14 protein-coding genes are annotated in these 18,539 nt (G+C 71.9%); 6 read left to right on the plus strand and 8 right to left on the minus strand.

Features of this window, described 5'->3' with window-relative positions; translation table 11 throughout:
• Window positions 1-19 precede the first annotated feature (19 nt).
• Window positions 20-1,165 carry a CapA family protein gene (locus tag OHB56_RS05360; protein WP_406351906.1) on the minus strand — a complete coding sequence of 382 codons (1,146 nt, stop codon included), beginning with the start codon at window positions 1,163-1,165 and terminating at the stop codon, window positions 20-22.
• A 223-nt stretch (window positions 1,166-1,388) separates the two neighbouring features.
• Here OHB56_RS05360 and OHB56_RS05365 point away from each other — a divergent pair, with 223 nt between their 5' ends.
• From OHB56_RS05365 to OHB56_RS05375, 3 genes are all read left to right on the plus strand, one after another.
• Window positions 1,389-1,934 (plus strand): sigma-70 family RNA polymerase sigma factor, encoded by a 546-nt coding sequence (locus OHB56_RS05365; RefSeq protein ID WP_326756290.1) that lies wholly within the window; start codon window positions 1,389-1,391, stop codon window positions 1,932-1,934.
• A 134-nt stretch (window positions 1,935-2,068) separates the two neighbouring features.
• The gene (locus OHB56_RS05370; RefSeq protein ID WP_406351908.1) at window positions 2,069-2,611 is read left to right on the plus strand and encodes a hypothetical protein; all 543 of its coding nucleotides are present in this window, start codon (window positions 2,069-2,071) and stop codon (window positions 2,609-2,611) included.
• Window positions 2,612-2,762: 151 nt separating this feature from the next.
• A complete protein-coding gene (locus OHB56_RS05375; RefSeq protein WP_326756288.1) occupies window positions 2,763-3,419 on the plus strand; it encodes a zf-HC2 domain-containing protein in 657 nt (218 codons plus the stop codon).
• A gap of 295 nt (window positions 3,420-3,714) precedes the next feature.
• Here OHB56_RS05375 and OHB56_RS05380 read toward each other — a convergent pair whose 3' ends face one another.
• Window positions 3,715-5,868 carry a SpoIIE family protein phosphatase gene (locus OHB56_RS05380; RefSeq protein WP_406351910.1) on the minus strand — a complete coding sequence of 718 codons (2,154 nt, stop codon included), beginning with the start codon at window positions 5,866-5,868 and terminating at the stop codon, window positions 3,715-3,717.
• A gap of 222 nt (window positions 5,869-6,090) precedes the next feature.
• Here OHB56_RS05380 and OHB56_RS05385 point away from each other — a divergent pair, with 222 nt between their 5' ends.
• On the plus strand, window positions 6,091-7,512 hold the full coding sequence (locus tag OHB56_RS05385; RefSeq protein WP_406351912.1) for a lipase maturation factor family protein: 1,422 nt from the start codon (window positions 6,091-6,093) through the stop codon (window positions 7,510-7,512).
• Window positions 7,513-7,909: 397 nt separating this feature from the next.
• Complete coding sequence (locus OHB56_RS05390; protein ID WP_406351913.1) at window positions 7,910-8,338, plus strand: VOC family protein; 429 nt, start codon at window positions 7,910-7,912, stop codon at window positions 8,336-8,338.
• A gap of 176 nt (window positions 8,339-8,514) precedes the next feature.
• Here OHB56_RS05390 and OHB56_RS05395 read toward each other — a convergent pair whose 3' ends face one another.
• Complete coding sequence (locus tag OHB56_RS05395; protein WP_107098629.1) at window positions 8,515-8,688, minus strand: hypothetical protein; 174 nt, start codon at window positions 8,686-8,688, stop codon at window positions 8,515-8,517.
• A gap of 475 nt (window positions 8,689-9,163) precedes the next feature.
• On the opposite strand from OHB56_RS05395, the gene OHB56_RS05400 reads away from it, so the two are divergent.
• Window positions 9,164-9,616: a hypothetical protein gene (locus OHB56_RS05400; RefSeq protein ID WP_326756283.1), complete on the plus strand. Its 453-nt coding sequence runs from the start codon at window positions 9,164-9,166 to the stop codon at window positions 9,614-9,616.
• A 31-nt stretch (window positions 9,617-9,647) separates the two neighbouring features.
• Here OHB56_RS05400 and OHB56_RS05405 read toward each other — a convergent pair whose 3' ends face one another.
• The 5 genes from OHB56_RS05405 to glgA form a co-directional block, all read right to left on the minus strand.
• Entirely contained in the window at window positions 9,648-11,159 is a 1,512-nt protein-coding gene (locus tag OHB56_RS05405) for an SDR family NAD(P)-dependent oxidoreductase (protein ID WP_406351915.1), read from the minus strand.
• Between the two features lie 148 nt (window positions 11,160-11,307).
• Complete coding sequence (locus OHB56_RS05410) at window positions 11,308-12,750, minus strand: wax ester/triacylglycerol synthase family O-acyltransferase (RefSeq protein ID WP_326756282.1); 1,443 nt, start codon at window positions 12,748-12,750, stop codon at window positions 11,308-11,310.
• Between the two features lie 315 nt (window positions 12,751-13,065).
• A complete protein-coding gene (locus tag OHB56_RS05415; protein WP_406351917.1) occupies window positions 13,066-15,693 on the minus strand; it encodes a PA14 domain-containing protein in 2,628 nt (875 codons plus the stop codon).
• A gap of 282 nt (window positions 15,694-15,975) precedes the next feature.
• On the minus strand, window positions 15,976-17,196 hold the full coding sequence (gene glgC, locus OHB56_RS05420) for a glucose-1-phosphate adenylyltransferase (protein ID WP_406351919.1): 1,221 nt from the start codon (window positions 17,194-17,196) through the stop codon (window positions 15,976-15,978).
• A gap of 52 nt (window positions 17,197-17,248) precedes the next feature.
• Entirely contained in the window at window positions 17,249-18,400 is a 1,152-nt protein-coding gene (gene glgA, locus OHB56_RS05425; RefSeq protein WP_406351921.1) for a glycogen synthase, read from the minus strand.
• Window positions 18,401-18,539 lie beyond the last annotated feature (139 nt).

Consider the following 18,539-nt stretch of genomic DNA (forward strand, 5'->3'; position numbering starts at 1 on the left):
CCGCCTCGACCGGTCCGGGCTACTCCCCCATGACCAGCCCGTCCATCGCCGCGCCCCGGCTCAGCACCACGGTCCGGATCCGGTCGCGGACGGACCGGACCTCGGCGCCCTCGGCGAGGGCCCGGTTGAGGTCGACCACACGGCCGGCGTCCACGTCGTAGAACTGCGGGACGAACTCGGCCTTCGTCACCTCCCAGCGTCCGTCCGGGTGCCCGGGCGGGGCGAAGGTGAAGCGTCCCAGGGTGGACTGGTTGCCGCGGGGGTCCGGGAGGCCCTGGCGGCCGGTCATCGCGCCGGCGATCTGGTCGCCCGTCCCGTAGACCACCCAGGTGCCGTTGACCTTCTCGTACGCCTGCGGGACGTGGGAGTGGGTACCGAGGATCAGGTCGATGTCGGGGCGATGGCCGGTGCGGGCCGCGGTGAGGGAGCGGGCGAGAGCGACCTGCCGCCCGTCGGGGGCCTCCTCCCATTCGGCGCCCCAGTGCAGGGAGACCACGACCACGTCGGCGCCCGCCTTCCGGGCCGTGCGCGCGTCGGCGAGGATCCGGGCCTCGTCGACGAGGCCGACGGCCCGGGGTTCGCCGGACGGGAGCGGGGCGACGCCGGTGCCGTAGGTGTAGGCGAGGTGGGCCACCTCGGCCCGGCCCGCGCGCAGGACGGTCGCCCTGCGGGCCTCGTGCTCGGACCGGGCGGCGCCGGCGTGCCGCAGGCCGGCCCGGTCGAGGGCGTCCAGGGTGCGGCGGATGCCGTCGGTGCCGTCGCCCGGAATGTGGCGGGAGGCGATGGAGCAGCCGTCGTAGCCGGTGGCGGCGAGGGCCTGGGCGATCTCCGGCGGGGACTCGAAGTCGGTGGAGTCGCCGCCGGCGCCGTACACGGTTCCCATGTGACACAGCGCCAGGTCGGCGCCCGCGACGACGGATCGGACGCCGGAGAGCATCGGCCCGAAGTCGTGGCCGCTGCCGCCCGCGTCGAAGCGGGCGCGGTCGATGGCCGAGCCGCGCGGCAGCACGTCCCCCGAGGCGACCAGGGTGAAGCCGCGGTCCCGCACGACCGGGGCCCCCGGATGGCCGGATTCCGGTGGTCGGCGGTCCCGGTCCTGCCAGGCTGCGCCCGCGGCGAGGACGACGGTGAGGGCCAGGGCCACCTGTCTACTGCGTGCGATCATCGCTTCACCCCGGTGTGCGGCGTTCCACTGTCGTATTTACTGACGAATAGATAAGAATCACTTTCTGCGTCCCTGGTGTTCCGACACGCGGTTTAGGCCGTCCGGCGTGCACGAACCGTCGTCCGGACCGTTCGTCGAACCGTTCGTCGACGCGATCGACCGTCCGCCGCACGTCTTTGCGCGCGCCCTGTCCCCGAAGAGCGCCGTACGTTGCCATACCGCCATGACGGCCGGAATGACACTCATGAACGGGACAACCGCCGAGCACGAACTCGCCGCCCTGCAACGCGAGCACGGCCGGCCTCTCTTCGCGCTGCTGCTCCGGCTCTGCGACGGGGACCGACAGCGCGCCGAGGACCTCGTCCAGGAGACGCTGGTACGGGCCTGGCAGCACCCCGAGGCGCTGCGCGCCGACGACTTCGCCTCCGTACGGCCCTGGCTGATGACCGTGGGCCGGCGGCTCGCCATCGACGCGCGGCGGGCCCGGCAGGCACGGCCGCCCGAGGTGGGCGGCGCGGTGCTGGAGAACGCGCGGGTGAGCTCCGACCACGCCGAACGGGCCGCGGCGGCGCTCGATGTCCGCCGGGCTGTGAAGACACTCACTCCGGAGCACCGTGAAGTCCTGGTGCTCGTGTACTTCCAGGGGGCGAGCGTGGCGGAGGCCGCGGCGGCACTGGGGATACCGCCCGGTACCGTGAAGTCCCGCGCGTACTACGCCCTGCGCGCCCTGCGCCGGGTGCTTCCGGGATACGCCGCCGACCTGCGGTGAAACCGACGGCCGGGTCAAACCTCCGTAAAGCGCCTTGCCGACGACCCCTGTGAGGTAATCGGCTGTCCTCATCCGTGCTGCGGACCGGGGCCCGAGTTCGGGCGACGCGCACGTACCGGAGGAAGGCTGGAAGGATGCCGCACAGAGGTCAAGAGAGCACCGACGGCACGGGCGACGGCGAACTGGCCGTCCCCATGGCCTGGTTGTATGCCGAGTACATCGCCGACGAACTGCTGCGCAGCGGCGACCTGATGCCGACGACGTCCTTCGAGTTCCGGGCCGGCCGGGACGCACTGGCCCTGACCGTCTTCCTGTCCGACACCGACGGCGAACTCTCCGGCATCCGGGTGATCACCCAGCTGGAGACCTGGCTCTCGCTGACCGCGTACGACCAGCCGTGGCAGGAGTGGGTGCAGAAACGCCTGGCGGACCTGACCGCGGACACCGCCACCGCCGCCATCTCCGCCACCGCCGCCGGCCGGACCACGGCGGATCCCGACCTGGCACTCGCCCGGTCGGCCTGGCGCTGGCTGCAGGAGACGGAGCTGCTCGCGCCCGATCTGAACGCGGTGCCGGGCGGCGCCGCGGGGGCCGGGGAGGACGAGGGGCCGAAGGTGTGGACACCCGCGTGGCAACTCGGGCTCCCGCTCGGACACCTCGCCATCCACCTCTTCTAGCCTTCCCGTGAATCGGACCAATCCGCGGGCCGGAGGGCTCCGAATCCTTTGGTTACGATTCGGCATGCGCCTTGAGTGAATCGACTGCCCGGTGCGTACCGGTGGGAGCAACGAGTAACCCCACCCACACCCAACGGTACGAGGATTCGGCATGAGGTCCCTGGAAAGGCATCGCGACGTCGGCGCGTACGCGCTCGGTGTGCTGGACGAGGCGGAGGCCTTCCGCTTCGAGGACCACCTCATGGAGTGCCCCAGCTGCGCTGCACAGGTGACCGAATTCGGGGTGACGACACGGCAGTTGATGCTGTACCGGCGCTCCACGCCGCCACTGACGCATCCGATGCCCAAGCCGGGCCCGAGGATGCTCGACCGGCTGCTGTCCGAGGCGGCGAACCGCAACCGGGCCGTGCGCCGTCGGCTGCTGTTCGCGCTGGCGGCCTCGGTGGTGCTCGCGGTGACCGCGCCGGCGCTCGCCCTGATGTCCTCGGACGGCGGTGAGCGGGCACCCGAGAGCATCGCGGCGGCCGACGAGCGGTCCGGGGTGTGGGCGGAGATCACGACGGCGGACGAGGCCTGGGGCAGCCGGCTGGAGCTGAAGGTCAAGGACGGGGCGGGACCCCGCGTCTGCCGGCTGGTGGTGGTCGGGCAGGACGGCTCCGAGGAGACCGTGACCAGCTGGCACGTGCCCCGTCACGACGCCCGCCCCAACACCATGACGAGCGGCTCCACCCTGCACAGCGGGCAGGTCGAGCGCTACGAGCTGCGCTCCTCGGACGGCGAGCACCTGGTGACGTTGAAGCCCCGGTGACAGCGGGGAGCCCCGCGCCCGTCCTCCGGGGTGGGGAACGCGGCCGGTTCGAAGGGGCGTCCCCGCCGCGTGCGGGGTCTCGTGGTCGCAGACGTTCCCGATGCCCGGCACCTGCCCCTGGTCCGTCACGACGTACACCGCGAGCGGCGGATCGCAGGCCACCGGGACGCTGATCGCCACGGGCCGTACGCGGACGATCCCGTGGCCCGCCGGCTGCTCGGTGGGGCACGTCCGCGGTCCCTCGGCCTCGGTGGGTTCCGGCACCCGTCCGGGGTGGCACTCCGCACCGGACCGGTCAGCGGAAGCCGCGCCCCGTGCCGTGGGCGCCGCCGGAACTGTGGTCCCGCTCCGCCGGCTCCGCGAAGGCGGAAGCCTTGGTCACCGAGAACTCGGACCACACGCATTTGCCGCCGCCGCGCGCCTCCACGCCCCACTCGTCCGTGAGTATCTCGACGAGAAGCAGACCTCGCCCCGAGACACACGACTCCCCCGCCTCGCGGCGGCGCGGCAGGGCGCTGGAGGAGTCCTCGACCTCCACGCGTAGCCGTCGCTCGCCGCCGGTGAGGACCCTGAGGGTGACGACGGCGGACCCCTCGGTGTGCATCAGGGCGTTGGTGATCAGCTCGTCGGCGACCAGTTCGATCTCGTCGGCGCGGTTCCCGGCCCCCCAGGCACCGGCCCCGGCGCGGATCATGCGCCGGGCCTCGGTGAGGGCCTCGGGGTCGCCGGGAACCACGTGCTGCTGGAGCCGGCCCCCCGCGCGCGGGCTGTCCGGCGGGCGGCGGCGCAGCAGGAGCAGGGCCACGTCGTCGTCCCCGCAGCGTTCCTCGGCCACGTCGATGAGCCGGTCGGCCAGTTCGCGTACGTCCTCGGGGCCGGTGGTGACGAGCGCGGAGAGGGTCTCGATGCCGTCGTCGAGGTCGGCGCCGGGCTGCTCGACCAGGCCGTCGGTGCACAGCAGCAGCACGTCGCCGGGACCGAGCTCCATCGTCCCGACCGGGCAGTCGAGCCGGTCGAACTCGGCGGACAGGCCGAGCGGCAGCCCGCCCGGCACGTGGACGCGGTGGCAGAGGCCGCCGGCACGCCGGACGAGTGGGTCGAGGTGGCCGGCCCGGACCATCTGGAGGACGCCGGTGGACAGGTCCGCCTCGGCGTACAGGCAGGTCGCGGAGCGGTCGGTGTCGAGTTCGTGCAGGAAGACGGAGGCACGGGCCATCACGGTGGCCGGCGGGTGCCCCTCGGCGGCGTAGGCGCGCAGCACGATGCGCAACTGACCCATGACGGCGGCGGCGTGGGTGTCGTGGCCCTGGACGTCTCCGATCACGGCGCCGACACGGCCCCCGGGCAGCGGGATCAGGTCGTACCAGTCGCCGCCGATGTCCCGGCTGAGGCCGCTCCCGACGCTGGCCGCGCGGTAACGGACGGCGATGTCGGCGCCGGGCACGCTGGGGATGGTGCGGGGCAGCATAGCCTGCTGGAGTCCCTGCGCGAGGTCCATCTCCTGCTCGTAGAACATGGCCCGCTGCATGCTCTGCGCGATGCTGCTGCCCAGGGCGACGAGGAGGTTGCGCTCCTCGGGGGTGAAGCCGCGCCGGTCGTTGTAGAGCAGGCCCATGGCGCCGATCGGGCGGGTCTGGACGACGAGCGGCAGGTAGGCCGCCGAGGTGATGTGCAGGTCGGTGAGGTGCGGCCACAGCACCGGGTAGCGTTCGGCGAACTCCTCCGGCGACTCGATGAAGCGCGGGCTCAGGGTCCGTACGGCCTCGCTCATCGGGTACTGCTCGTCGATCCGGGTGATCCGGGTGCCCGGGACGAAGCTGCCGGCGGGCCCCTCGGCGACCAGCCGGATCCGGCCGGCCTCGACCAGACCCATGACGAGACTGGTGGCGCCCAGAAGGGTGAGGCCGTGGGTGTTCTTGACGGCGTCGATGACGTCCTGCACGGTGCGGGCGTGGGCGAGGGCGGCCGTGGTGAGCTGGACGATGTTGGTCTGCTTGCGCAGGGCGTCCGCCTGGGCGGCCTGCACCCCTCTCACCTCGCTGTCGCTGAGTTCCTCCGTGGCGTCCCGGATGACGCCGAGGATGCGGTGGGGCAGTCCGGCCCCGTCCCGGCGGATGTGGCCGTGGCTGTGGGTCCAGCGCAGGGTGCCGTCGCGGCGGCGGACCCGGAAGTACGCACCGTAGGTCTCGCTGCCGTCCTTCAGTGCCTGCGAGACGGCGGTGTCCAGGCGCACGATATCGGCGGGCGGGATCCGGCTCACCAGCACGTCGGGATGGTCGGATTCGTCGGGGCGCAGGTCGAAGATGCCGCGGGCCTGGGCATCCATCCGCATCACCCGGGTGTCCAGGTTCCAGTCGAACCTGCCCATGTGGTTGAGCGCCAGGATCGGGTCCGGGTGGTCCGGCCAGTCGTCCGGGAGTGATGGGGCGCTCGCTCCCCGATCAGCCATGGACCCACCTTGTCAGGGTTCATCCGATTCTTCGACCGGTGACGTCCCCGGCGTCTTCGGGACGGCTTCGGCCGCTCCGGGTACACGGAGAGTCGCAGGAAGAACGGCCGGCGACGGCGGCCGAAGGACGGGGAGGACAAGAGGACGGGAGGACGGGAGGACGGGAGGACGGGAGGACGGGCAACCGGGTACGGACAAGGGGCGGGGAGGGAGCGCACGGCCGTGGAGTGGTTCACCGCATCCGACTACTGGCTGAGCCGGCTGGTCTTCCAGCGGGGGCTGGCCGGGCTCTACCTGATCGCGTTCCTGACGGCGGCGCTGCAGTTCCGTGCTCTGATCGGCGAGCGCGGAATGCTGCCGGTGCCCCGGTTCGTGGAGCGGACCCCGTTCGCGCGGGCGCCCGGCCTGTTCCAGCTGCGCTACTCGGACCGGTTCTTCGCGGGCTGCGCCTGGGCGGGCTGCGCGGTGTCGGCGGCGCTGCTCGCGGGAATGGACTCCTGGCTTCCACTGTGGGCCGCGATGCTGCTGTGGCTGGTGCCCTGGATGCTGTACCTGTCGATCGTCAACGTCGGACAGGTCTGGTACGCCTTCGGCTGGGAGTCGCTACTGCTCGAGGTCGGCTTCCTCGCGGTGTTCCTCGGCAACGACGAGGTGGCCCCGCCGGTCGTCGTGCTGTTCCTGCTGCGGTGGGTGCTGTTCCGGGTCGAGTTCGGCGCGGGGCTGATCAAGATGCGCGGCGACGCGTGCTGGCGGAATCTCACCTGCCTGGACCACCATCACGAGACCCAGCCGATGCCGGGGCCGCTGAGCTGGTTCTTCCACCATCTTCCGAAGCCGCTGCACCGGGTCGAGGTGGCCGCGAACCATGTCACCCAGTTGGTCGTTCCGTGCCTGCTGTTCGCTCCTCAGCCGGTAGCCACGATCGCCGCCGCACTGATGATCGCCACGCAGCTGTGGCTGGTGCTGTCGGGCAACTTCGCCTGGCTGAACTGGATCACGATCGTGCTGGCCCTGTCGGTGGTCGCGTTCCCCACCGCTCCCCCGGACACGGCCGGCGCCCCGCTGTGGTACGTGGTCGTCGTCCTCGCGGTGTCCGCGCTGCTGCTCGCTCTCAGCCACCACCCCGTGCGCAACATGCTCTCCCGCCGCCAGGTGATGAACCGGTCCTTCGACCCGCTGCACCTGGTCAACACCTACGGGGCGTTCGGCAGCGTCAGCCGGATCCGGTACGAGGTGGTGGTCGAGGGCACCGCGGACGGGACGCCCCGGAAGGACGCGGACTGGCGGGAGTACGAGTTCCGGGGCAAGCCGGGGGATCCCCGGCGCTGGCCGCGCCAGTTCGCGCCGTACCATCTGCGGCTCGACTGGCTGATGTGGTTCGCCGCACTGTCGCCGTCCTACGCCGGGCCGTGGTTCGGCGCGCTGGTGGAGCGGCTGCTGGAGGGCGACCGCGACACGCTGCGGCTGCTGCGCCGCTCCCCCTTCCCGCCGGACGCGCCGCCCCGGTACGTCCGCGCCCGGCTGTTCCGCTACCGGTACACGACCTGGCGCGAGCTGCGGGAGACGGGGGCGTGCTGGGATCGGACGTATGTGCGCGAGTATCTGCCGCCGACCCGGCTGGCGGGGGCGGTCGACAGGCCGTAGAAGCGGGGGCGGTGGCTCCGAGGACCTCCTGGTGTTCGGGCGGAGTCGAGGTCCGCCGGACGCAGGTGCCGGGCTTCGGCAGACCTCCGTCCTCCGAAGATCACCTCGTGGGACCGCCCGGATCCCGCAGGGTCTCCTCGCGGTCCGGTCCGCCCGGGTGTTGCGGTGGTCAGCGGCGTGCGCCTATCGTCGGCCGGGTGACTGCCGGGTCGGCCTTGGGCCACACACGAAAGACGCTCCCGGCCTCGGCGTGAGCCGGGCGGGGACTCCCCCGCTCAGGCCCGGCCCGGGGCAGGGCCTCGCCCGCGCCCCGCCTCCTCTCCGCGTTCCTTCCCGCTTCCGCCGCGCTCCGCGCGGCATGTTCCGACGGAAACCGACACCCGGAGACGAACCCGCCATGCCCGACGCACTCCTCTCGCCCGCTGTGCCCGAACCGCCCATCACGGCCGTCCAGTTGAATCACATCGCCGTCCTCGCCCGCGACCGCCGCCTGTCGGCCGAGTTCCTCGCCGTGCTCCTGGGGCTGGAGGTCGGCGCCCCCTTCGGCCCGTTCCTGCCCGTCGACCTGGGCAACGGCGTGACCCTCGACTACTACGAGCAGCGTGACGAGCCCATCCAGTCGCAGCACTACGCTTTCCTCGTCCCCGAGGATCGGTTCGACGCGACGATCGCCCGCCTGGAGGCGGTCGGAGTCACCTATTACGCGGACCCGAACCACACCGAACCCGGCAGGATCAACCGCCTCTTCGGCGGGCGCGGCGCTTACTTCGACGACCCCGACGGCCACAACCTGGAGATCATGACCCGGCCCTACGCCCGCCCCTGAGCGGGACTGCCGGCCCGGTCACGGCGCCCGGTGCATGACGCGCGGTCCGACCCGTCCGCGTCTCGCCGGGTTCGTCCACAGGCCCCGGACACCTCTCAGGAGGTGTCCGGGGCACGGGGGTATGCCTCACCCGCGGCGACGGCTCGGGGCGGCGATCACACGGGAGGGGACCGGTCTCAGTCGACGCTGGGCAGGATGTGGGGCTCGGCGAGATCGTCCTCGTAGCCCGCCAGGCGGATCGGGGCCGACCGGGCCCACACGTCGAGACTGCCGAGCTCGCCTGCCGGGCGGCCTGCGCGCTCGAAACGTTCCTTGACGGGCTGATCCACGTTGGTCTTCTCCGGTGTCACCGCGCACTCCTTATGTGTCGGTCACCCTCGGGACGTGCCGCGCCGGTCCTGCCGCGCCCGCGTCGTACGTCCGCTCGGGCATGATGCGAAAGCCGTTCGGACGCGGTGGCGCCGGTCGGTCGTAGGAGAGCAGGCCCTTGTGAAGCGACGTGTCCCATGACGGACCGGTGGGTGTGGGTAGGACCCTTTACTGCTGCCCGTCCGGCTCAGATTAACCAAATGAGCGGACCCCTGCTCGATGGGGCTGAAAACTCGCCGTAACGATCACGTGTCGGACCGTGCCTCTCACCCCCTTATATACCTCTAATTCACCATGGGGGATGTCATCACCGATCACTCGATCGGGCTACAAGGGGTTCGCGCTTTCGAGAAGACCGCATGGTCCCGGCGCAGTTCAAGTCCTGTTGGCCGACCCGCAAGCTCGTCATGGTGTGCTGCCGTACGGCAAACGGCTGTCTTCCAGGAGGACCGGCGCATGGAGCTGCGCAGTGTCGAGGAGTTGATGGACCTGCTGTACGCCTGCCGGGGCGCCCGGGACGTCCCGGTTCCCGGCGGGCCCCCGGTCGACGCGTACGACCATGCGTTGCGCACCGCCGCACTGCTGCGTCGGCAACGTCCCGCCGACAAGGAGCTTCAGGTGGCGGGCCTGGTCCGGCCGGTCGGCCGGCTGCTGTGGCCGGGCGAGCCCGCCACGCGGGCCGACCGGTCCGCGGACGCCGTGCGCGCGCTGCTCGGCGAGCGGGTGGCGGGGCTGGTCCGCCGCCGGCCCCGCCACGCTCTCCGGGGCGAGGAGGACGACCTCCTCGCCCTGCGCACGGCGGACGAGGAGGCCCTCGGCGCCTGCTTCGACGCGGGGGTCCTGGAGGACTGGCGCACCGTGCTGGAGCTGCTGGCGGCCCGCAACTCCCGGCTCGGCGCGGTGGAATGACTCCCCCGCCGCCGGCCGTCGGGCGCCCGCGTCACCACCTGCCGGGCGCGTAGTCCTTCAGGAAGACGCCGTACAGGTCCTCGCCCGCTTCGCCGCGCACGATGGGGTCGTAGACGCGGGCCGCGCCGTCGATCAGGTCCAGCGGGGCGTGGAAGCCGGCGTCCGCGAGGCGGATCTTGTCCGGGTGGGGACGCTCGTCGGTGATCCAGCCGGTGTCGACGGCCGTCATCAGGATGCGGTCGTTGTCGAACATCTCCTGGGCGCTGGTGCGGGTGAGCATGTTCAGCGCGGCCTTGGCCATGTTGGTGTGCGGGTGGCCCGCGCCCTTGTAGCCGCGGTCGAAGACGCCTTCCATGGCGGAGACGTTCACGATGTACGTCCGCTTCGCCGCCGCGGCCGCCATCGCCGGGCGCAGCCTGCTGATGAGCAGGAACGGCGCCGTCGAGTTGCAGAGCTGGACCTCGAGCAGTTCGACCGGGGTGACCTCCTCGACGGTCTGCACCCAGCTGTTGGTGTCGTGCAGGTCCGGGACCAGACCGCCGGCGTCGATCGCGGTGCCGGCCGCGATCCGCTCCAGGGAGGCCGAACCGGAGACCAGGGCCAGGCCGGTGACGTCGTGCGCGGTGAGCGCGCCGGATCCCGCGACCGGGAGCTCGGCCACCGCGCCGGAGCCAAAGCCGCCGATCACCTCGGCGGCGGGCAGCTCACCGGCGGGCAGCGGCGCGGACTCCGCGGCGACCAGCTCGCTGTAGGCCTGCGGGGAACGCCGTACGGTCTGTGCGGCGTTGTTGATCAGGATGTCCAGCGGACCGGCGGCGGACACCGAGTCGGCGAGCGCGACGACCTGGGCCGGGTCGCGCAGGTCGATCCCGACGATCTTCAGCCGGTCGATCCACTGGTCGCTGTCGGGCTGGGCCTTGAAACGGCGGACGGCGTCGTTCGGAAAGCGGGTCGTGATCGTGGTGTGGGCGCCGTCGCGCAGCAGCCGCAGCGCGATGTACATGCCGATCTTGGCCCGGCCGCCGGTGAGCAGCGCGCGCTTGCCGGTCAGGTCGGTGCGGGCGTCCCGGCGGCTGCGGTTCTCGTCGGCGCACTCCTGGCAGAGCTGGTGGTAGAAGTAGTCGACCTCGACGTACCGCTGCTTGCAGATGTAGCAGGAGCGGGGGCGCTGGAGTATCCCCGCGATCGTGCCCTCCTCGGTGCGGGACGAGGGCAGGATGCCTTCCGTCTCGTCGTCGATGCGCTCGGCGGATCCGGTGGCGGTGGCCTCGGTGACCGCTTTGTCGTGGGCGGTCTTGGCGGCCCGGCGCTCCTGGCGGCGGCGCTGCTTGACCGTGCGGTAGATGTGGGAGGTGGCGCGGCGGACCTTGATCGCGTCCGGGTGGTCGACGTCGAGTGTGTCGAGTTCCGCGAGCACGTCGAGGCACAGGGCCAACCGCTCCGGGTCGATGCCGGGCCCGTGTGCCACCACGTCCTCGTGCGCCCCGGTGTCCCCGTGGACCATCGTGTCCGTGGCCCGGGGGCCGTCCTCTGTCACCGTCATCGCCGTTGCCGTTCCTGGTCTGCCGTGGCGGCGCTCCGGTCGCGCCCGCTGTCGAACAGGCGATTTTACGGAGCGCCGGGCCGCAGCGCCAAACCCGTACCGGCCGGTGGTCGGGGGTGGCGCACGGTGGGGGCGCCGTGGCGGGCGGTCAGGGGTCGCAGACCGTGAGAAGTGTCTCCACCTCCTCGGTCACGGCGTCGGCGAGCCGGTCGAGATCGGGAACGGCGGCGCCGTCGGCGACCAGTCCGTAGTGGACGTGCCCGCGGTAGGTGGAGACGGCGACCGCCAGGGAGTGTCCGGGCGCGAGCGGCGCGAAGGGGAAGACGGCGCCGAGCGGGTCGCCGCCGAGCCGCAGCCCGAAGCCGGGCAGCGGCACGCTGGTGACCAGGACGTCGAACCAGAGCCGGGCCGCCTGGCCGACCAGGGGTCCGCCGAGCCGGTGGCCGAGCGGCGGTACGTGGTCGGCGAGCAGGGCGACGGCGCCCGCGCCCCGGTTCGGGCCGGCGTCCTTGTTGCGGTCCATGGCGGTGCGCACCAGGGCGAGGCGGGCGAGCGGTTCCACTTCGTCGACCGGAAGCCTTACCAGGTAACCGGAGAGCCGGTTGCCCTGAGGGTGCGCGGTGCGCGGGCGGCGCCGGGAGACGGGGACGAGGGCGCGCGGGGCGACGCCCTCGCTGCCGTCGCCCCGCTCGTCGAGCCAGTGGCGCAGGGCGCCGGCGACGACCGCGATCAGCACGTCGTTGACGGTGCCGCCGACGCTCTTGCGGATCCGGTGCACGTCGTCGAGGTCGAGGACCACCCCCGCGGTGCGGCGGGTGCCGCTGGGTTCGCAGGTGAGAGCCGGCGACGAGCGCACGTCGAGGGTGGAACGGGCGACGGAGGCACCGATGTCCAGGGCCCGGCCCGCGTCGGACAGGGCTCCGCGGACGAGTCCGGGCACCTCGCGCATGTCGGGGAGCAGTCCGCGCGCGGGCGCGGCGGGGCGCTGCCGGGGGGTGGGCAGGTCCATCGGGTCCATCAGGGCCGCGGCGAGGGTGAGGGCCCGCAGTCCGTCGGCGAGGGCGTGGTGGAACTTGAACAGGACGGCGAAGGAGACGCCGTCCTCCCCCGGCAGCACATGGGCCTCCCAGGGCGGCCGGGTGCGCTCCAGGGGACGTCCCATGAGCCGGCCCGCCGCCGCGTGGAAGTCGGTGGCAGGGGTGTGCAGCCGGACGTGGTTCAGGGGATCGAAGCCGGGGTCGGTCTCCCGTTCGGCTCCGCCGAAGGCGAGCGGGCGGCGCAGGGCCGAGGTGAGCGGTCCGCGCAGCGCGGAGCCGAACGGCCGGCCGAGCGCGGAGCCCAGCGCGGCGGCGAGCGGACGGCGCAGGGAGGACAGGGAAGGGCGCGCGGACAGGGGCTGCCACACGTCGCGGATACGCATGCGCAGTCCGGGAACGGCGGCGGCGCGGGCGGCGAGCAGATCCGCGGCGTGGGCGCCCGCGGCGGGCGAGCGGGCCGAGAAGACCCCGAGGGCGCCGAGATGCATGGGGTGATCGGCGGACTCGATGTTCCAGAACGCCAGGTCGAGAGGAGCGAGCAGGTCTGCGTTCACGGGCTTGCCTCGCGTGGGCGACGGGGTGGACCAGCAGTCAATCGTCCGCGACCGATTACGGTCAAGTACGATCCAGCCACATACAGTTAACAGCAGATTACGTCTCCGCCCCTCCCGCGGTTCGGCGGGAGGGGCGGGACTCAGGAGGCGGGCGGAGTCACCGCCGCACGGCCGGAACTTCCCCACGCACGGTCAGAAGTCCCTGCTGGAACGACACATGGGGCGAAATCCGGCGCGACACCCGGGGTGGGTTCCGGGGTGGGATCCGGGGTGACGAACACCACCCGGACGGGCGCGGGCCGCAGGAGGAACCTTTCACCGCGCGGCACCCCCGGCCGGACACCCCGCGGGCTGCGCCCGGGACGCGTCCCGGATCAGGGCGTCATGGGCGGCCTTCACCCGGGCGACGTCCGGCTTCAGTACGCGCCGGTCGTAGGTGAGCAGGCCGTTCAGCTCGCCCTCCACGTCCGAGATCTGCGTGTACACGGCGCCGTTGCTGCCCCGGCAGACCAGGGCCCGTACCTCGTCGAGCTTGGTGAGGTAGTCCTCGGTGTAGGTCTCCGGATCGACGTCGACGTACGACTGCTGGACCGCCCAGGCGTGACCGGGCACCGCGAGTCCGAGGCCGCCGTACTCGCCGGTGACCAGGGCGCGCCGTCCGTCCGGGCTCGGTGGGAGCGCGGGGCTGGGATAGCCGTGCTCGTCCATGATGTCGCCGGCGTTGCCGTCGGCACCGAGATTGAGCCCCGACTGGTTGTTGACCAGGCGCGACGGGTCCCAGGCCTTGGCCTGTTCGGCGATGCGGCCGACGTCGTACTGGCCCCAGCCCTCGTTGAAGGTGACCCACATGACGATGGACGGGCTGCTGACGTGCTCGTCGATCATCTGCTTCATCTCGCGCTCGTAGCGGGCGCGGGAGGAGGCGTCGGGGTTCACCCCGGCCCTCATGGAGGGCATGTCCTGCCAGACCATCAGACCCAGCCGGTCGGCCCAGTAGAACCAGCGGTCCGGCTCGACCTTGATGTGCTTGCGCACGGAGTTGAACCCGAGCTGCTTGTGCACGCGCAGGTCGTACGCGAGGGCCTCGTCGGTGGGCGCGGTGTGCAGACCGTCGGGCCAGAAGCCCTGGTCGAGGGTGGCCATCAGGAAGACCGGTTCGCCGTTGAGGACCGTGCGCGGCCCACCGTCGACCTCCTCGACGGCGATCGAGCGCATCCCGAAGTAGCTGCCGACGCGGTCGGTGCCGACGGTCACCTCGAGCCGGTACAGGAAAGGGTCGTCGGGCGACCACAGCCGCGGGTTCGCGATCCGCAGGTCCAGCGGCTCCCCGGTGCGGCCGGTCGCGGTGGCGACCTTGCGCCGTCCGTCGTACGCGGTCGCCCTGACGGGCACGCCGTCCCGGACGCCCTTCGCCTCCACGGTGAGCCGTTCGCCGGGCACGTCGGGCACCAGTTTCAGGGAGTCGACGTGGTCACGGGCGACCGGCTCCATCCAGACCGTCTGCCAGATCCCCGAGCTGGGCGTGTACCAGATGCCGCTGGGGTCCAGGCGCTGCTTGCCGAGCGGCGGGTTCTCACCGTCGGCGGCGTCGGTGGGGTCGTACACGCCGACGATGAGTTCCTGGGCGCGGCCGGGCTTCAGCGCGTCGGTGACGTCGGCGCTGAACTTGTCGTACCCGCCCTCGTGGGCGGCGACCTTCGTGCCGTTGACGTACACCTCGGACCGCCAGTCGACGGCGCCGAAGTTCAGCCGCAGCCGCTTGCCGGAGCCGATGCTCCAGTCCCGGGGGACGGTGAAGGTGCGGCGGTACCACATGCGGTCCTCGTGCCGCTGGATGCCGGAGAGCCGGGACTCCACCGGGTACGGGACCAGGATGCGTTCCTTGAGCGTCTTGCCCACGGGCGGCCGCTCCCCCTCCTCCGCGGCGGCGAACTGCCACTGCCCGTTGAGGTTGCGCCACTGGTCCCGAGTGAGCTGGGGGCGCGGGTACTCGGGGAGAGCGTTGTCCGGGCCCACCTCGTCGGTCCACCGGGTGGTCAGTTCGTGGGTGGAGCGGTTGGGTCCGCTGCTCATGAACGCGTCCACGGGGTCGCCGTCGGCGGTGGCCAGGCCGCCCTGTCCGTCGTAGCGGACGTCGGCGGTGCCGCGGGCGGTGCCGGTCTTGTTGCCCACGACCGGTTCGCCGAGGGTGACGAGCAGGGCCTTGGGGTCGGCCGGGTCCCGCTCGGCTCCGGTCAGCGGCCACTGCGCGCCGCCGATGACCGCGTTGACGTGGTCGGTGAGTCCGGCCGGGGGCGCGGCGAGCGGGCGCGGGAAGTCGAGCTTCAGGGTGCGTCCGGAGCCGAGGACGGTGGCGGCGAGGGCGCCGTCGTAGTCGAAGCCGTCCGGCAGGCGGAACGCGGACTGCGGCACGGCCTTCTTGGCGCCGCCGGGCTCGGTCCAGCGCAGGTGGAGGTTGGAGCCGCCGTAGTGCTCGAAGTACTCGACCTTGATGTCGTGGGCCCGGCCGGCGGTCAGCTCGATCGGCTCGGCGGTCTGCTCGCGGTCCCAGTCGTCGACCCAGTGGTCGATGGCGAGCCTGCCGTCGATCCACAGCCGGAAGCCGTTGTCGCCGGTGATCGAGAAGGTGTGCGCGCCGGTCCTCTCCGGCACGATCTTCCCGGTCCAGCGGACGCTGACGTCGTCCGACCGGCCGGTGGTGAAGTTCAGCCGCGGCTCCAGGTTGTCGAAGTCGAGGTGCGGGTCGAAGGCGGTGGCCTTGAGCTCGTGGAAGTCGAAGGCGCCGGGGGCGGACTGCGTGTAGTACTCGCCCTTCAGTCCGTGGATGTCCACCGGGTCGTCCTCGGCTGCGCTCGCGGTCTGGCCGGTCGCGGTGAGCCCCGCGACTCCCAGGGCGGCGGCCAGGAACAGGGCCAAACGGTCTCTGAGGCGTCTGATGCGCACGGATCCTCCGTCTGTGAGGAAGGTGACGGCTCTCTGCTCGGTGCTCGTGCTCAGTGCTCGTGCTCGGTCCCGCTGTCCGTATGCTCGGTCCCGCTGTTCTGCGCGCTGCTCCATGTTCTTTTCTGTGCGTTGTGTTCGGTTGTACAACGTTGTCACGAACAGCACTTGGCATAACAGCACGGATTCCGTCGCTCGTCCAGGGACATGACAAAGGCCCCGGTGGTCGCACCGACCGGGGCCCGTCCCTTCCGTCCCACCGCCTGCCCTGCGGGCAGGCGGGTGCTACGGCACCAGTTGTCCCTTGCCGAGGGCGATCACTCCGTCCTTGGACACGGTGTACAGCTCCGCGTCCCGCTCCGGGTTGACGCCGATGGTCGCGCCGGGCGGTACCTCCACGTTCTTGTCCAGGACGGCACCGCGCACCACCGCGTCCCGCCCGATGTGGACGTTGTCGTGCAGCACCGAGCCCTGGACCACGGCCCCCGGGTCGACCACCACACCCGGTGACAGCACGGACCGGGTGACCTGGCCGCGGATCAGGCAGCCGGCGCTGATGATGGACTCGCTCGCCATGCCGCCGGCGTTGAACCGGGCCGGCGAGAGCTGGCCGGAGTGCGTGTAGACCGGCCACTGGCGGTTGTAGAGGTTGAAGGCGGGGCGCTCGGCGATCAGGTCCATGTGCGCCTCGTAGTAGGCGTCCAGGGTGCCGACGTCCCGCCAGTAGCCCTGGTCGCGGCTGGTCTCGCCGGGCACGTGGTTGGAGCTGAAGTCGTAGAGACAGGCCTCGCCCCGCTCGGTGAGCTGGGGCAGGATCGAGCCGCCCATGTCGTGCACCGAGTTCTCGTCCTCGGCGTCCCGATGGAGGGCCTCGACGAGGGCCTTCGTGGTGAAGAAGTAGTTGCCCATGGAGGCGAACACGCGCTGGGGATCGCCGTCGAGGCCGGGAGGGTCGGTGGGCTTCTCCAGGAAGCGGTCCACGCTCCGGCCGTCCGACCCCGGAGTGATCACGCCGAAGGCGGAGGACTCCGAACGCGGCACCCTGATGCCCGCCACCGTGACCCCGGCGCCGCTCTCGATGTGCTGGGCGAGCATCTGGCGCGGGTCCATGCGGTAGACGTGGTCGGCGCCGAACACGGCCACGTAATCCGGCCGTTCGTCGTACACCAGGTTCAGCGACTGGAGGATGGCGTCCGCGCTGCCCAGGTACCAGTGCGGGCCGAGCCGCTGCTGGGCCGGGACGGGGGTGACGTAGTTGCCGAGCAGGCTGGACATGCGCCAGGTGGTGGTGATGTGCCGGTCCAGCGAGTGCGACTTGTACTGCGTCAGCACGCAGATCCGCTTGATGTCCCCGTTGACGAGGTTGGACAGGACGAAGTCGACCAGGCGGTACGTGCCGCCGAAGGTGACCGCCGGTTTGGCGCGGTCCGCCGTGAGGGGCATGAGGCGCTTGCCCTCGCCGCCCGCCAGCACGATTCCCAGGACCGAAGGACCACCACGACGCATGGCCGCTCCCCTCACGCCGAATTTCCCCATCCCTGCCCCTGGGCGGGGAGGGCTAAGCCTGTGTGCGGATCTCCTCGTAGAGCGCGACCGTGCGCCGGGCCACCATGTCCCAGCCGAACACGCCGACCGCCCGCTCCCGCCCTGCCTCGCCCATCCGCCGGGCGGCTTCCGGGTCGCCGAGGAGCGAGTCGAGAGCGCGCGCGAGGCCCTGCTCGAAGACGTCGTCCACCGGGACGAGTACCCCGGTCACGCCGTCCTCCACCACCTCGGGGACACCGCCGACCCGCGAGGCCACCACGGGGGTGCCGCAGGCCATCGCCTCCAGGTTGACGATGCCGAGCGGCTCGTACACCGACGGGCACACGAACGCGGCGGCGTGGGTGAGCAGCTGGATCACCTCCGGACGCGGCAGCATCTGCGGGACCCAGTGCACGCCCGCGCGCACCCGGCTCAGCTCCTCGTACAGCTCGCGGAACTCCCGCTCGATCTCCGGGGTGTCGGGGGCGCCCGCGCAGAGCACGACCTGCGCGGCCGGGTCGATGCCGCGCACCGCCCGCAGCAGTTGGGGCACGCCCTTCTGCCGGGTGATGCGGCCGACGAACAGGACGTACGGCCGGGACGGGTCGAGGCCGATCCGGTCCAGCGCTTCGGTGCCGGGGTCGGGCCGGTACAGCCGGGTGTCGATGCCGTTGTGCACGACGTGCACCCTGGCCGGGTCGAGAGCCGGGTAGCAGCCGAGGATGTCCTCGCGCATGGCCGCGGAGACGGCGATCACCGCGTCGGCGGCCTCGACGGCGGTGTGCTCCGCCCAGCCCGACAGGGCGTAACCGCCGCCCAGCTGCTCCGCCTTCCAGGGGCGCAGGGGCTCCAGGGAATGGGCGGTCATCACGTGCGGGATGCCGTACAGCTCCTTGGCGAGGTGTCCGGCGAGGTTGGCGTACCAGGTGTGGGAATGGACGATCTCGCGGCCCTCGAGCGCCGCGGCCATGGCGAGGTCCACGGAGAAGGTGCGCAGTGCGTCGTTGGCGCCGTCGAGGGCGGACCAGGGACGGTGGCGCCGCACGCCGTCGGTGCGGCCCTCTCCCCAGCAGTGCACCTCCAGGTCCACCAAGGTGCGAAGTTCCCTGGCCAGGAACTCGACATGGACGCCCGCGCCGCCGTACACGTCCGGGGGGTACTCCCGGGTCAGCAGTCCCACTCGCACCCACGGACCCCCTGTCTGAACGGGCAGTGTCCTCATGGTCACCCAGACGGAGCGCGCGGGGAAGAGCGCGAGGACCGGGACAACGGAACGGGGGCGCCGGGGAACGGCCCGGAGGACGCGGAAGTACGAGGACGCCCCC

The organism is Streptomyces sp. NBC_01635 (assembly GCF_045209715.1).
GTDB lineage: Bacteria > Actinomycetota > Actinomycetes > Streptomycetales > Streptomycetaceae > Streptomyces > Streptomyces hirsutus.

Bases quoted from the DNA above. Each gene is read 5' to 3' on its own strand.
- OHB56_RS05375 (WP_326756288.1), top strand. From the start codon at position 2,763: ATGAGGTCCCTGGAAAGGCATCGCGACGTCGGCGCGTACGCGCTCGGT.
- OHB56_RS05390 (WP_406351913.1), top strand. From the start codon at position 7,910: ATGCCCGACGCACTCCTCTCGCCCGCTGTGCCCGAACCGCCCATCACG.
- OHB56_RS05400 (WP_326756283.1), top strand. From the start codon at position 9,164: ATGGAGCTGCGCAGTGTCGAGGAGTTGATGGACCTGCTGTACGCCTGC.
- OHB56_RS05405 (WP_406351915.1), bottom strand. From the start codon at position 11,159: ATGACGGTGACAGAGGACGGCCCCCGGGCCACGGACACGATGGTCCAC.
- OHB56_RS05360 (WP_406351906.1), bottom strand. From the start codon at position 1,165: ATGATCGCACGCAGTAGACAGGTGGCCCTGGCCCTCACCGTCGTCCTC.
- OHB56_RS05365 (WP_326756290.1), top strand. From the start codon at position 1,389: ATGACGGCCGGAATGACACTCATGAACGGGACAACCGCCGAGCACGAA.
- OHB56_RS05370 (WP_406351908.1), top strand. From the start codon at position 2,069: ATGCCGCACAGAGGTCAAGAGAGCACCGACGGCACGGGCGACGGCGAA.
- OHB56_RS05380 (WP_406351910.1), bottom strand. From the start codon at position 5,868: ATGGCTGATCGGGGAGCGAGCGCCCCATCACTCCCGGACGACTGGCCG.
- glgC (WP_406351919.1), bottom strand. From the start codon at position 17,196: ATGCGTCGTGGTGGTCCTTCGGTCCTGGGAATCGTGCTGGCGGGCGGC.